This is a genomic window from Rhizobium sp. 01T444, from assembly GCF_056398305.1.
Genome location: NZ_JBFTPD010000036.1, coordinates 16305 through 30448 on the forward strand (window position 1 = coordinate 16305; position 14144 = coordinate 30448).

The following is a 14144-nucleotide window of genomic DNA, read 5'->3' on the forward strand; positions in this document are numbered from 1 at the left end:
TGATCCCCCGTGCCGCTTGTTCAAGGATGCTCCATAAATCCGGTCATCGCCCAGGCCGGGTCCGTTGGCGTAGTGGATGTCATTGGAGAGCGTTCGTAAACGCCTCACCTTTCTCGGAAGGTCTTCAGCAATGCGATATTGGAGACATGCACATCTTCATAGGCGGGGATGTAGATCAGCGCACCGCTTTTCACATCCTCTCTGACCGCTTCGGCCAGAGGCTTGCGCCAGATCTCCGGTTCTGGCGCCTCGTCACTCATCGCCTCGACATACCGGATCGTCGCGTCGATGAAGGAAGGCTCGTAGCCGCCTGCGAAAATACGATCCGGATCGCCATGGCAGGGGAGGATACGGGCGATGGGAAAGGAGCGCAGACGTTTCAGTTCTTCCAGATGCTGCGGCAGGGCGGCAGCATCCGTTATGTAGGTGACGGTGTCTTCGAGTGTGTCGCCGGCAAACAGAAGCCGCTCCTCAGGCAGCCATAGGATCGTCGCATCGGGACTGTGGATGTTGAACTCGTGGAGTTCAATCGCGCGGCTTCCGACCGTGATCGACCGGCTGCCGTCGAACAGGCTGTTCGGCATGATGACAGGATCGATCTTCGGCAGGCGTGCGGCGATGCGCGGTTTTTCCGCTTCGAGAAGCCGGGCGGTCGCGCCATTCGCGACGATGATGCAATCGGCAAATACCTCGTTGCCGGCGATATGGTCGTTGTGAAAATGGCTGAGGACGACCGTGATCTTCGAGATGTCTCGCGCTTCCAGATGGGCGCGGATGGCGCGGGCATGGTCTAGGCTTATGTGGGTGTCGTAGACCAGCGCCTCATTGCCATCGACGATCGCATAGGATGCGATGCCGAGGCTGAAGGCGCCGTCGTCGAGCCAGTTGGGCCCTTCCGAATAGAGCCGCTTGCCGGCGATGCGCCCGTCATAATAGGCGAATATGCCTGGATATGGTTCGAATATGCGGAAGTCGTCAAGCATGCCCTTCATCCGGTTCCTCCTGGACATCAGCCTTTACATTATGATGAGCGGGGTGCTTCAGCGCGCCCAGGTCGCGTCCCAGAAGGACTGCGGATCCTTTGCCAGCACGTCGGAAATCGTCGGTGCCGGTCCCGGAATACGCTTGCCGCCGGTGCGTTCGCTGAGTTCCGCCTTGGCGGTAGCGATCGTTTCCGGCGATGCCAGCAATGTGATTGCGCCCATGGCAAGCGCTTCCGACGCCATCAGCGGCCCCGGACTGCTCGACGAATGTCCTGACAGCGCCGTCCATGCCCAGTGATGGATCGGCACATTGTCTGGATAGGCCCAGTTAACCCGTCCGAGCGGGATATGCCAACTGATGTCGCCGTCATCCTGGCCGTAATAATCGATGCCAGTGTCGAAATATTCGAGTTCACGATGCAGCTTGAAAGGTTTGCCGGGATCACAGGCGGCGGAAAGCTGCTCCATCCATTCGATATCGGCTTCGGTCCAGCGCGGCGGGCCGATTTCCCTCAGGCACGTATCCAGCACACGTGCGACGGTGTCATTGCCGAGATAACCGCGGCAATTGGCGATCTGCTCGGCCACCAGTTCAACGCCTTGTTCGGCAGCGATCCGGCTGTAGGTGTCGAGCATCAGCTGGTAACCTTGCTGCACTATGTCGAAGTCATGATGTCGGACGGAGGACCAGAGGCGCACTTCCTCAGGCGTCACGCCGGGTGTGATGCCCGCGAAGCGATAGACGTGCTTCAGCTGCAGGCCGGGAACCTCCTTGCGGAGGCCGTCGAATTCCGCATAGGCGGCTTCTGCGGCCAGCAGTGCGTTGCGGGTGGCGGTCTTGCCACCATGGGCGCTTTCGCCGATGAACTTGAATTCGCCACTCGCCATGGCGTGGCATGGCCGGGCAAGCGAGCCGTTCTGGTAGTCGCCGTGCGAGGTCAGGACGAGGTCGAGCCCGTCAAACACGCCGGCCGCCTGCAGCGCAAGCTTGCCCCAACCGATTTCCTCGGCCGGGCAACCGACGATGACGATCTCGCCGGGCAGTCCGAGTTCGATCATCGCCTTTGCGGCGGCGATGCCGGCGCCGGTATTGGCCGGGCCGATGTGATTGTGGCCGCAGCCATGGCCGGGCAGGCGACGATTGCCCCGCCGGTAGGGAACCGCGTCATTGTAGAGGCTCGGCAGCGCATCGTATTCGATCAGGATTCCGACTGTGGGGCCGTCGCCTTTGGCGATGCGGGCGATGAATGAGGTCGGCACGCCGCCGACGCCGCGCTCGACCGAAAAACCGTGCCGTTCGATGAAGTCGCAGAGGATCGCCTGCGACTTGTATTCCAGCGCCGGCAGTTCCGGCACTTTCCACATCTCGGCAAACAGTTGCTCGATTTCTGCGGCAAGCCCCGACCAGATGCGGCGTGTTTCCGTCTTCAAGCGATCCTGCATGTCAGGCAGCCTTCCCCTGTTTGAAAGCGAGGAATGCTTCGTTGATCTCTGCAGCGGTACGGCGGGCGCCATGCTGCAGATATTCCATATTGGCGAGCGCGGCGTCATGCGCCTCGATCGAGGATCCCGCGACGCAATCCTCGACGACGCGGCAATGGTAATCGGACTGGTGGCCATCCGCGAAGGTATAATGGACGCAGATATTCGTGAGGCCGCCGACGAGGATCAGCGTCTCAGCTTTCAGGCCACGCAGCAGGATCTGCAGGTCGGTACCGATGAAACCGGAATAGCGGCGCTTGACGATCACGTAATCGTCGTCACGCAAGCCGACTTCCTCGGCGGCGATTTTGGTGCCCTCCCAGTCTTCGCGCAGGTGCATGTCTTCGTCGCCATCCATTTCGCGGCCGTAATCGACGCCGCTCTTGCGGTGGCTTTCCTGCAGGAAGATGATCGGCACGCCACCTTCGCGGGCGGCATCGATGACGGTACGGGCCTTGCGCATGCGCTCGATGATGCCCGGCATAAGAGGGATCGAGCCGTCATCGTCGAAACCGACTTTCTGGATGTCGACGACGATCAGGACCGGCTGGCCGACGATCATGGGATTTTGCTTCTTTGGCATGGGATGCTCCTTCGATCTAGAAACGTGCGCCGAGAAGTTTCGGAAGATTGCCCAGGCGAGCAACGGTGATGAAGCCGAACAGGCCGATCAGCATGAACAGGACGGCGCCGACGCACATGGTCGGCGAGAAGCCGGTGCGCATGTTGGAAAAGATCTTGACCGGCATCGTCTCGGCGGTGAAACCCGCCACCATGAAGGCAATCACATATTCGTTGAGGCTGAAGATCGCGACAAAGATGAAACTCGAGATGACGAAAGGCAGGACGATCGGTATGGCGACAGTTCTGAGGATATCGTTTTCGCGCGCGCCCATCGTCCGGGCGGCCTCGACGAGTGACTTGTCGATCCCCGAAAAGCCAAGTGAGATCATCACCAGCGGCACGGCGATGAAGGTCACGGCATGGCTGATGACGATGTTCTCGATCTGGCCGACATGGCGGACCGTACCCCAGAACAACAGGAACAGGACAGCGATGACGACGGGCGGCAGGATGAAGGGAACGCCCGCCATTCCGGCCAGCAGTTTTGCAAAGCGCGAATTTGTCTTCCACTGCATATAAGCGATCGGAAAGGCGACAGTGATCGTCAGAAGCGAAGAGGCGATCGCGATGACGACGGAGCGCAGGAAGGCCGAGGTCCATGCCGGGTCTTCCATGAAGGTCCAATACCAGCGCAGGCTGATATTCTGCGGCGGAAAAGTCATCTGCGCTGTGGTGTTGAAGCTGACGCCTGCAACGATGATGAGCGGCGCCGCCAGGAAGAAGGCCAGGCAGAGGAGGAAGAACTGGCGCACGAGCTTGAGAGCAAACCGGCTCATGACGTGTATCCTTTCCCGCCGATGCGGTTAATCACCAGGATCATCGCGCCGGTGACCAGCATCAGGAAGACTGCGATTGCGGAGGCCTGCGGCAGGTTCTGGGCGGAATTGGCGACTTCGCTGATGATGACGCCGATCGTCCAATTGCTCGGGCCGCCGAGCACGAGAGGCGCGACATAAGCACCGATCGTCATCACCACAGTCGTCAGATAGGCGGTGGCGATCGGTTTGCGCATCAGGGGCAGAAGCACGTTGAAAAAGGCCCGGATCGGAGGCGCCCCCATGGTGGACGCCGCTTCCATATAGGAGGCATCCATGCGCGACAGACCGGGATAGATGGTCATCACGTTAAAGGGGATGACGACATAGATCAGGCAGCTGACGACGGCATAAAAGCTCGGGGTCAGCGATACCGGCTTGTCGAGGAAGCCGAGGAAGACGGCGATGTTCGATATACCGACCCGCTTGGAGAGAATGATCTGCCAGGAGAAGGTGATCAGCACTTCGGAGAGCGCAAGCGTCGTCAGCAGACCGATCAGCCAGACGATCTGCGCCTTGCGGCTCATCCGGGTGATGAAATAGGTCGCCGGGAAGGCGATGATCATGCTGAGCGTGGCGACCGTCAGCGCAAGCCAGAGCGAGAAAGCGAGCCCGTTCATCACCATCGGCTGGAACAGGCTTGCCATCGCTTCGAGCGACCAGCCGCTGCCCTCGTAATAGGCGGGATCGACGCGGGCGACACTCACGCGCAGCAGAAGCACGAAGGGCACGCCGAAAAAGGCGACGATCATGAAGAACGGCCAGGCGAGACCGAGCGCTACCGACAAGCGCTGCCGGTTCATGCCTTCTTGTCCGGATACGCGCGACATGGTCAGTCCTCCAGCACAGTCACCGATCCCGGTGCGAAGGAAATGGAAAACTCTTGGCCGCCGTCGAGTTCAGCCCAGGCGGCCGGGGCGAGCGAAGCGACCACCTGACGGTCACCGCTTTCGAGAAAGACTTCGACGCTCGAGCCGAGGTCGCGCACGAAGGTGACTGTTCCGAAGGGGCCGTCGCTGCCGGCGGCCGACCGGCTGATGAGTGTGCTTTCCGGCCGAGCGCAGACCGTCACGCGATCTCCGGTCTTCAGCGCGGCGGAAGCGGGGCTGGTGGTAACGACGCTTTCGCCAATCCGTACATGCTCGCGATCGACGAGAATTCCCTCGGCAATATTGCTCTGGCCGATGAAGTCGGCCACGAACCGGTTGACCGGCTTGCGGTAGATATCGATTGGGCTGCCGACCTGCTGCACCTTGCCATGCGCCATGACGACGATCTGGTCGGCGATGGTCATTGCCTCGCGCTGGTCGTGTGTGACGAAAATCGTGGTGATTTTGAGCTTCTGTTGCAACTGCCGCAGTTCGACCTGCATATGGTCGCGCAGCTTCGCATCGAGCGCCGACAGCGGTTCGTCCATCAGGAAGAGAAGCGGTTCCTGCGCCAGCGCGCGGGCAATCGCGACGCGCTGCCGCTGGCCGCCGGAGAGCTGATCGACCCGCCTCGACTGCATGTCGGGCAGATCGACCAGCTTCAGAAGCTCGTCGATCCGTTCCTGCTTATGGTGCTTCGCCATCGTCCGATAGCGAAGGCTGTAGCCGATATTGCCGGCCACATCGAGATGCGGGAACAAGGCAAGGGCCTGGAACACCATTCCGAAGTTTCGTTCGTTCGTCGGAATTCCGGTGATGTCACGACCATCGAGACGCACTGTGCCGCTCGTGGGTTGCTCCAAGCCGGCGATGATCCGCATCAGGGTCGTCTTGCCGCAGCCGGACGGACCGAGAAAGCAGACGAACTTGCCCTGTTCGATGGCAAGCGAGACGTCGGAGACGACCGTGTTTGTACCGAAGGACTTCGTGAGGTGTGAAATTTCCAAGCCTTGCATCATTCCGTCCAGACTTACTGACCGAGCATTTTGAGCATCTGCGTCGAGATGTAGTCGGCGTTCTTCACCTTTGCCGCGGACGCGACGACGATCGGCTTGCCGGTAAAGGAAACCGCGTTGAACTCGTCATCCGTCAAGCTGAGCTTCGAACGCTCGATCAGCGGTGCTGCGCCGACATTGCGGGCGATCAGTTCGTGGCATTCCGGCGTGGCGCTCCAATCGAGGAAGGCGATCGTCGCGTCGCTCACCTGGGCGACCTTCGGAACGCACCATGCGTTGTAGCCGAGCACGGCACCTTCCTTCGGGAAGATCGAAGCGACGTCGGTGCCTTCCTTTTTCATGATCATCGAGACGTCGTGGAAGTAGAGGCCGCCGACGACCTCGTCGTTCTGATAGGCGCTTTGCATCGAGCCTTCGTCGGTCCACCAGAGCTTTGCATTGGGCTTCAGCTCGGCGATCTTGGCGATGACCTTGTCGATGCCTTCCTGGGTATCGAGCGTCGGGGGGCCGCCGAAATAGACAGAGGCGACGATGTCGAGCAGCACGCTGTTGCCGCCGCCTTGCAGGCCCCAGGCGGAAGCGCGCGGCTTCCAGAGTTCCGTCCAGCTGTCCGGCAGCTTTTCGAATTCGGACGGGTTGGCGATCAGAGTGATGTACCAGGCCATGGCGCCGACGCCGTCGACCTTGCCGCCGTCGCTATAGACGAAACCCTCCATCAGGTTGCCGAGGTTCTTGAGCTTCGAGCTTTCGACCGTTGCCCAGAGGCCGCGCTGGCGGCCGCGGATGACGTCCGCCTGACCGGCGCAGCAGATATCCATGGGTGCCGAGCCAGCCTGGATTGCCTGGCCGAGCTGGACCAGGAACTGCGAGCTGCCGGATTGCGGAATCGACTGAACCGCGATGCCGGTCTGCTTGGTGAAGGYCGGATAGACGCTCTTTGCGAAAGCTTCCTCAAAGAAGCCGCCGAAGTTCGAGACCTTGAGCGTTGCTGCGGCATAGGAGGGACGCACGAAGGGCGCCGAAAGGATCGATACAGCGGCAAGGCCGCCGGCGGCTTTGAGGACCGATCTGCGCGATATCGCCGAGTTGTTGTCCTGACCGGAAGGCGAGGAGGGCTTTCTGGATGCCATGCTATGTTCTCCTTAACTGTCCCATGAGCGGATGATCAAGAACTATGCAACGGCCGTGCCATGTTGGAAGAATCTCACGAAAACAGATAGATATGGAAGTTGAAGAAGTTTTTGTTTGTCTCTATGCGCCCTAAAACGTGAAGCCAAATAGGCATATGCACAAATAATATGCGTATTGTATGCAATGTTGCATACTGAATTTCGACGTGTATAGTTGCGGCCGTGAAAGCCGTTCCTCCCAACCGAATCTGATGGTCGAGGAGAGGGATGGCGAGGGTGTTTATTCAAAGCGAGCGAGTGGAAAATGACGTCTGAAAATCCGATCGTGCCGAAGCCTATGATCGTCGGTCGTGCCGCCCTGATCGTTGTCGATATTCAGAAGTCGGGCTTCATGCCGCGTCCGACGACGTCCCGCCTGGAATTCATGGGCGATCACATCGAGCGCAACTGGCGTGCGAAGTCGGTCGTCGATGCCGCCCGCAAGGCCGGCATTCCCGTCATCTTCGTGCAGGAAGCCCATCGCGACAGCCTGATCGACTTCGGGCGCGAGCTGGATGGCTCGGAAAGCATTCATTGCCTCGAAAGCTCGCCGGGCACGCCCTTCCCAGTCGAGGAAATGGAGATGCGTCCGGATGACCTGCGCATTACCAAGCGCCGCTATTCGGTCTTCTACGGCACCGAAATGGAAATCCTGCTGAAAGCTGTCAAAGCCGAGACCCTGTTCTTCGTCGGCGGCTTCACCGATGTCTGCATTCATTACAGCTTTGTCGATGCGCACCAGGGCGATTATTACTGCCGCGTCATCGAGGATTGCGTATCCGGTTCTGGGCAGGCTGCACATGATGCGGCGCTGGTCGCCATGGAATATCTGCAGGCCGGCGCCCGCCGCAGCGCCCAGGAGGTCATCGATGCCCTCGCCGGTCAGGTTGCTGCAGCCTGATCGGGACAAGCATGAGCCGTACGACATGGAATGAACTGCGCTCGCTTGCAGGCATCGCAGCTCCCCTGGCTGTGACCCAGGCAAGCCAGCTCGTTATGAGCCTGGCGGCGAGCGTCATGCTCGGCCGCCTCAGCGGCTCGGCGCTCGCGGCCGGTGGCCTCTGCGCCATCTTCATCCAGGCGCTGACGGTCGTCTCCCAAGGTGTGATCGCCGGCGCGCACCCGCTGATGGCGGCCGCAAAAGGAAGAAGCGAAACGGCGACGGTTGAGGAGGATGGCGCGGCCTATGCCTATGGCGGGGCCGTGCTGGTCGGCCTCGTTTTTTCGCTCCTATCGGTGGCGATCCTCCTCAATCTGCCGTCCGTACTTGCGCCGTTCGGCGTCGCGTCCGAAATTCTTTGCGATGTAGAGCAGTTCATCAGCCGGGCGGCCTGGGCGCTACCGGCTATCCTGTGGATCGCGCCGATCCGTCTCTATTGCTCGGTATCGGGAAAATCCTGGCTGATCATGGTGTCGGTCGGGCTTGGGGCGCTCTCGTATGTGCCGCTTCTGTCGGTTCTCACCTTTGGTGCCTTCGGCGATCCCGGCCATGGGATTGCGGGTGCCGGCCTCGCCTATGTGATCGCCTGGTGGCTGATCGCCGGCGGTTTGACGACCTATGCAATTGCTCGAGGACATTTGCCGCTTTCGATGTTCCGCAGCGCCTTTCCGACGGCGGCAAAGGCGGCGAGGGATGTCTGGTCGATCGGCTGGCCAATCGCGCTGATCTATGCGGCGGAGCTCGGTATGACGCTGGTGCTGACACTGATTACCAGCGGCTTGGGGACGGTTGCGATCGTTGCCAACCAGATTGCCTATACGCTGAACAACATCGCCTTCAACCCGATCGTTGCGATTGGCCAGGCGGCAACCGTCCGCGTCGCCTACCATCTGGGTGCCGGCAGAGACGCGGTCGCCCGGCTGGCCGGCAATCTCTCACTGATCGCCGCAGCCGGCCTGATGGCGCTGTTCGGCGCGATCTTACTCGTGGCGTCGGAAGACATTGCCAGCATGTTCCTCGCCGAAGGGGTCGCCGAATTTTCGGCGATCCAGGCGCTGGCGCAGAAGCTGATCATGATCCTCGCGGCGTTTCTCATCTTCGATGGCATGCAGTCGGCAGCCAATGGCGCTCTGCGCGGTTTGAAGGACACGAGAGTGCCGATGATCATTGGTCTTTGCGGCTATTGGGTGCTCGGCATGCCAATCGCAATCTTTCTCGCCTTCGGGCTCGGTCTCGGCCCCGTCGGCATCTGGTTCGGCGTATTGGTGGGCATTACAAGCGTCGCCTGCACGCTTCTCCTGCGCTGGAGGAGGCTTGCCGATAGCGCGGTTATATCGGCGACGGGTCCATCTAATACACGCCGAGGTCGAAGCATGTTGCGCAAGCTCACCAGTCCGACATAAGAATACTCGCAAAGATGGCTGCTTTGGACAACATAATGAAGACTAGACCCAGCCGGGGCGAAGACAATTCCTTGATCAAGGAAGCCGGATCGCGGCGGAAGCTGACGCGTGCCGAGGAAGTGCGCACGCGCCTTGCAGACGATATCGTTGATGGCAAGCTCTCGCCGGGAATGCCGCTAGACGAGACCGAGATTGCCGCAAGCTACGGCGTTTCGCGAACCCCCTTGCGGGAAGCGATCCGGGACCTGGCAGCCATGGGCCTCGTTGAGACGCGGCCGCATCGTAGCGCAATAGTCACCCGTCCTTCGCCGGAACATCTGCGGCAGATGTTTCACGTCATGGCGGAGCTTGAAGCGCTTTGCGCAAGCCTCGCCGCCGCCAGCATGACCCTTTCGGAACGGCGCAATCTCGAGACCATTCACGAAGGCCTTGCCCAGATTCTCAAGGAAAACGATCCGAGCCATTACCATGTGCTCAACGAGAAGTTTCATGCGGCGATCTATGCCGGCAGCCACAACGCCTATCTTGTGGAGATCACGCTCGCGACACGTCGGCGGCTATCGCCGTTTCGTCGCGCACAGTTTCTGACCACGGGACGTTTGGCGAAATCGTACAAAGAACATGACGCGATCCTCGTCGCCATCCTGCAGGGCAACCGCGAACTTGCCGCCGATACGATGCGAAGCCATATCCTCACCGTCGAGGATTCCTACGAGGAATATGCCGGCTTAAAAGCCCCGTCCGTTTCTCTGTAGCGGCGATGCTTAGAGCCCTTGTCGATTGCAAAATAGTACGATTGTGACCAGATGCAATTCGGCGGAATTGGTCGTCTGGGCCGCCAAAAAGGGGCCCTGACGCGCATTTGCTGATGGTTTCGAGCGCGTTTTGCTGATTTAGTAGAGGATCAGTAGATGTGCCGTCATGATGGGCGCAAGGACAGTTGCCGTCTGGACCGCATGGAGGGCTATCACGGTAGGGTCGGAGCGCTGGAGATAGACGCACGTTCAACGAACTCTGTCTGAAGGACGACTTCGCGTCCTGGCCCCGCAAACCCGTTCAAGCGCTCGACGAGGAGACGCGCAGCCATTTCACCGAGCTGATAGACCGGTTGGCGCACGACCGTTACGGGAGGAGAGGTGACCGCGGTCCAGTCAGCATCATGAAATGAGACGAGTGACAGATCATCTGGAATTGCCAATCCGTTCGTGCGGCTCGTCTTGAACACTTCCAGCCCGATCACGCTGTCGGAGGCGATGATTGCCGTTGGGCGATCCTTTCCCTTGAGCAGCCGCTCGGCGATCTGACGCGTTTGCTCGGGGATCACGGCGCCCATGTGAATCCAACGTTCGACCGGGCCAAGACCGGCCTCGCGACAGGTGCTAAGAAAGCCCTCAATTCGCCTGCGAACGGAACCGGTATTGATGTCACCAGGCGTTCTAAAAAGGTGATCGGGCGTGTCGCAGGCCGTGAGATAGGCGATATGCCGGTGTCCCAACGCGATAAGCTGGCGTGTGACACCCTCGGCTGCCTGCCGGTCGTCGGCAATGACCGTATCGACCTCGAAAGCATTGATGCCGCGGTCCAGCAACGCCAGCGGCCGTCCTGAACCGACAACCTCCCGAAGATGCTCGACGTCGGTCTCCTTGGCCGGAGAGACGATCAGGCCGTCTACCCGCTTGGCAATCAGCGTCCGGATCGCTGCTTTTTCTGCCGATACGTCTTCACCCGAATTGATAAGGATGACGGTAAAGCCGGCTTGTCGGGCGACGTCTGTGATGCCGCGCATCGCGAGGCTGAAGAAGGGGTTTTCAATATCGCCCACGACCACGCCGATCGTGCCGGAACGTCCCGTCGTCATGCTGCGTGCAAGTTCGTTGGGCCGATAGTCGAGCGCGCGGGCGGCGGCGGTGACAGCATCGCGCACCCGATCGCTGACGGTCCCATAGCCGCCCAGCACGCGCGCAGCGGTTGCCTTTGATACGCCCGCCTTGCGCGCGACATCGGCCACCGTAACGGAGGCGGTTTGAGGTGAGTTCGGATTCATGAAAACTAGCCTTACAAGAGATATTGACGACTAGCAAATGCGAAGATAACAATTGATAAAAGCCAATGAGACCGGTCTCAATTCGAAAAGAGACCGGTCTCATATAAAAATCCTTCGAAATCCGACATGCGATCGCATGGGCCGGACGTGCGGTTTCTGCCGTCGCCCGGATGGGATCCCTGCATCGTGGAAAATCGCAAACGATACCACCAGAGGAGAATGAAACGATGAAATTTCCCGAGATTGTCACGTCCCCCTTCGCCAGAGTTCGCGTCGCCATTTTTGCCATCGCCATTGGCCTTTCAGCAGGTGCGGCGCCGGTCTCTGCCGAAGATAATCCCTATGGCCTGATCGATCCGGGCGTTATCAGCGTCGGCACGATGGGTGACGCAAAGCCCTACGCTTTCACGACCGCTGACGGCAATTTCACCGGCTTTGACATCGAACTTTTTCTCAATGTCGCCGAGCGCATGGGCTTCAAAAAAGAGCAAGTGGTCTTCACTGGCCAGGAATTCTCGGCCCTTATGCCATCGGTCGCCAACAGCCGCTTCGACGTTGCGGCCGCAGCGATCGGTACCACCGCAAAGCGCAAGGAGACGGTCGATTTCTCTGATGGCTACCTTGCGGGTTACCTCACCGTGTTGACGTCGGATGCCGGCATTACCGACGTTGCGGGCCTCAAGGGCAAGCGGCTCGGCGTCGTGCAGGGAACGCTGCAGGAAATCTATGCACAGAAGAACTTCACGAGTGCCGACCTCGTGAAATTTCCGGACAACAATTCCGCTGTGTCGGCACTCAACAACGGAACGGTCGATGCGCATTTCCTCGACTACGAGGCTGCCAAGGACTATTCGGCGCGTTACCCAGTGCTGAAGGTGGCGATCAACATCCCGAGTTTTGATGCGCCGGCCGGCTTCGTCGTCCGCAAGGGCAACGACGCACTGCGCGAAGCTCTGAACAACGGTCTTCATGCCGCCATGCAGGACGGAACATGGAAAAAGCTCCACGAAAAATGGTTCCCCGGCACCCCCATGCCAGACGCCTATCTTCCCAAGCAGTGATGCCACCTTCCGGTCCGACCTCTGTCGGTCGGGCCGGCCTTTCTTGCAAGGGACCATTTGATGAACTGGCTTGAAAATCTGCGTCGCAGCTTCCTTGACTGGAATGCGATGGCCGAAGTCCTGCCGACCATGATCACTGTCGGCCTGAAGAATACATTGATCCTGGCCGCGGCTTCGACCGTGCTTGGCGTCGTCATTGGCATGGTGCTTGCCATCATGGGCATCTCTCGCTCACCTTGGCTGCGCGTTCCCGCTCGCGTCTATACCGATGTCTTCCGCGGTCTGCCGGCCATCGTCACCATTCTTCTGATTGGCCAGGGCTTTGCGCGCATCGGCCGCGAACTCTTCGGCCCGTCGCCCTATCCCCTTGGCATCCTGGCGCTCAGTCTGATTGCCGGTGCCTATATCGGCGAAATCTTCCGCTCAGGCATTCAGAGCGTCGATCGCGGCCAGATGGAGGCGTGTCGAGCGCTGAGTATGAGTTACGGCCAGGGCATGCGGCTGATCGTCGTGCCCCAAGGCGTGCGCCGCGTGTTGCCGGCGCTTGTCAACCAGTTCATCGGCAATGTGAAGGATTCGAGCCTTGTCTACTTCCTCGGCCTGCTTGCATCGGAGCGCGAGATTTTTCGCGTGGGGCAGGATCAGGCGGTCGTAACCGGTAATCTTTCGCCGCTGCTGCTCGCAGGCATTTTCTATCTCATCGTCACCGTGCCGCTGACCCATGTCGTCAACGCGATCGACAATCGCTTGAGACTTGGAAAGCAACGCCCTGCGATCATCACCAGTGGGCTGGAGGAGGTCAGCGAACTCGACGGCACCGGCAGCATATCTCAGCCTACATTCAAGGGGGGCAGCCTCGATGTGTGCCGGCTCGGCATGGCCTATGGCGAACTCGATGTGCTGAAGGGCGTCGATCTTACGGTGAAAGCTGGTAGCGTCACCTGTATCATTGGTCCGTCCGGCTCGGGCAAATCCACTCTCTTGCGCTGCCTCAACCGATTGGTCGAGCCGAAGAGCGGGGATATCCTTGTCGACGGACAAAGCATTCTCGCCATGAAACCGGAGCGGTTGCGCCGGCGTGTCGGCATGGTCTTCCAGCACTTCAACCTCTTCCCCGATCACACGGCGCTCGAAAACGTCATGCTGTCGCTGACGAAGATCAAGGGCCTGCCGAAGGCTGAAGCCGAACGCATCGCCAAGGCGCGGCTTGCTGATGTTGGCCTTGCAAGCCGCCAGCATCACCGTCCCGGTGGTCTTTCGGGTGGTCAGCAGCAGCGTGTTGCGATCGCCCGCGCGCTGGCGATGGAGCCTGAGGTCATTCTGTTCGACGAGGTGACAAGCGCGCTCGATCCCGAACTGGTCAAGGGTGTGCTCAACCTTATGGCCGATCTTGGAAAGCAGGGAATGACCATGGTCGTCGTCACCCACGAGATGGGCTTTGCCCGTCGGGCCGCCGATCAGGTCGTGTTCATGGACGAGGGCCGCGTGGTCGAGGCGGGAACGCCCGAGGCGATCTTCGACAACCCCGAAAGCCCGCGCCTCCAGCGCTTCCTTGCGGAAGTGCTCTGACCACCCGGCGCATGGAGATGACAATGACACGAACGATAGGATGGGGCGTGCTTGACTGCGCAAGGAATACGGCGAGCAGGCCGACGCCTTTGCCTCAACCGTTTCAACGGAGGAACCGCTCTTGTCAGGGCTGGATGATGCCATCGCCAACATGAAGGCGGTTGACGTT

13 protein-coding genes are annotated in these 14144 nt (G+C 60.0%); 5 read left to right on the plus strand and 8 right to left on the minus strand.

Annotated elements, in window-relative coordinates; all coding sequences use genetic code 11:
• Positions 1 to 104: 104 nt before the first annotated feature.
• Genes AC1DTN_RS32000 through AC1DTN_RS32030 form a run of 7 tightly spaced genes read right to left on the minus strand, consistent with a single transcriptional unit; the run spans position 105 to position 6919 of the window.
• On the minus strand, positions 105 to 992 hold the full coding sequence (locus AC1DTN_RS32000; protein WP_477924158.1) for an MBL fold metallo-hydrolase: 888 nt from the start codon (positions 990 to 992) through the stop codon (positions 105 to 107).
• Positions 993 to 1040: 48 nt separating this feature from the next.
• Entirely contained in the window at positions 1041 to 2426 is a 1386-nt protein-coding gene (locus AC1DTN_RS32005; RefSeq protein ID WP_477924160.1) for a zinc-binding metallopeptidase family protein, read from the minus strand.
• Between the two features lies 1 nt (position 2427).
• The gene (locus tag AC1DTN_RS32010) at positions 2428 to 3048 is read right to left on the minus strand and encodes a cysteine hydrolase family protein (protein WP_113320833.1); all 621 of its coding nucleotides are present in this window, start codon (positions 3046 to 3048) and stop codon (positions 2428 to 2430) included.
• Between the two features lie 16 nt (positions 3049 to 3064).
• A complete protein-coding gene (locus AC1DTN_RS32015) occupies positions 3065 to 3865 on the minus strand; it encodes an ABC transporter permease (protein WP_477924161.1) in 801 nt (266 codons plus the stop codon).
• Positions 3862 to 4734, minus strand: coding sequence for an ABC transporter permease (locus tag AC1DTN_RS32020; protein WP_439018298.1), 873 nt, complete (start codon positions 4732 to 4734; stop codon positions 3862 to 3864). The genes AC1DTN_RS32015 and AC1DTN_RS32020 overlap by 4 nt, the downstream gene beginning before the upstream one ends.
• A 2-nt stretch (positions 4735 to 4736) precedes the next feature.
• Positions 4737 to 5789: an ABC transporter ATP-binding protein gene (locus tag AC1DTN_RS32025; protein WP_477924162.1), complete on the minus strand. Its 1053-nt coding sequence runs from the start codon at positions 5787 to 5789 to the stop codon at positions 4737 to 4739.
• A 14-nt stretch (positions 5790 to 5803) separates the two neighbouring features.
• Complete coding sequence (locus AC1DTN_RS32030) at positions 5804 to 6919, minus strand: ABC transporter substrate-binding protein (RefSeq protein ID WP_477924164.1); 1116 nt, start codon at positions 6917 to 6919, stop codon at positions 5804 to 5806.
• A 304-nt stretch (positions 6920 to 7223) separates the two neighbouring features.
• Between AC1DTN_RS32030 and AC1DTN_RS32035 the strand changes: the two genes are divergently transcribed.
• From AC1DTN_RS32035 to AC1DTN_RS32045, 3 genes are read left to right on the plus strand one after another with little or no spacing between them, the layout of a single operon-like run.
• Positions 7224 to 7859 carry a cysteine hydrolase family protein gene (locus tag AC1DTN_RS32035; RefSeq protein ID WP_477924166.1) on the plus strand — a complete coding sequence of 212 codons (636 nt, stop codon included), beginning with the start codon at positions 7224 to 7226 and terminating at the stop codon, positions 7857 to 7859.
• 11 nt (positions 7860 to 7870) lie between these two features.
• Positions 7871 to 9301: an MATE family efflux transporter gene (locus AC1DTN_RS32040; protein WP_477924167.1), complete on the plus strand. Its 1431-nt coding sequence runs from the start codon at positions 7871 to 7873 to the stop codon at positions 9299 to 9301.
• A gap of 35 nt (positions 9302 to 9336) precedes the next feature.
• Complete coding sequence (locus AC1DTN_RS32045) at positions 9337 to 10056, plus strand: GntR family transcriptional regulator (protein WP_310381635.1); 720 nt, start codon at positions 9337 to 9339, stop codon at positions 10054 to 10056.
• A gap of 212 nt (positions 10057 to 10268) precedes the next feature.
• On the opposite strand, the gene AC1DTN_RS32050 is transcribed toward AC1DTN_RS32045, so the two are convergent.
• Entirely contained in the window at positions 10269 to 11345 is a 1077-nt protein-coding gene (locus AC1DTN_RS32050; RefSeq protein ID WP_477924168.1) for a LacI family DNA-binding transcriptional regulator, read from the minus strand.
• 227 nt (positions 11346 to 11572) lie between these two features.
• Between AC1DTN_RS32050 and AC1DTN_RS32055 the strand changes: the two genes are divergently transcribed.
• Together AC1DTN_RS32055 and AC1DTN_RS32060 are read left to right on the plus strand one after the other, a co-directional pair.
• Positions 11573 to 12406: an ABC transporter substrate-binding protein gene (locus tag AC1DTN_RS32055; RefSeq protein WP_477924169.1), complete on the plus strand. Its 834-nt coding sequence runs from the start codon at positions 11573 to 11575 to the stop codon at positions 12404 to 12406.
• A gap of 60 nt (positions 12407 to 12466) precedes the next feature.
• Positions 12467 to 13975, plus strand: a complete 1509-nt coding sequence (locus AC1DTN_RS32060; RefSeq protein ID WP_113320840.1) for an amino acid ABC transporter permease/ATP-binding protein — start codon at positions 12467 to 12469, stop codon at positions 13973 to 13975.
• Positions 13976 to 14144 lie beyond the last annotated feature (169 nt).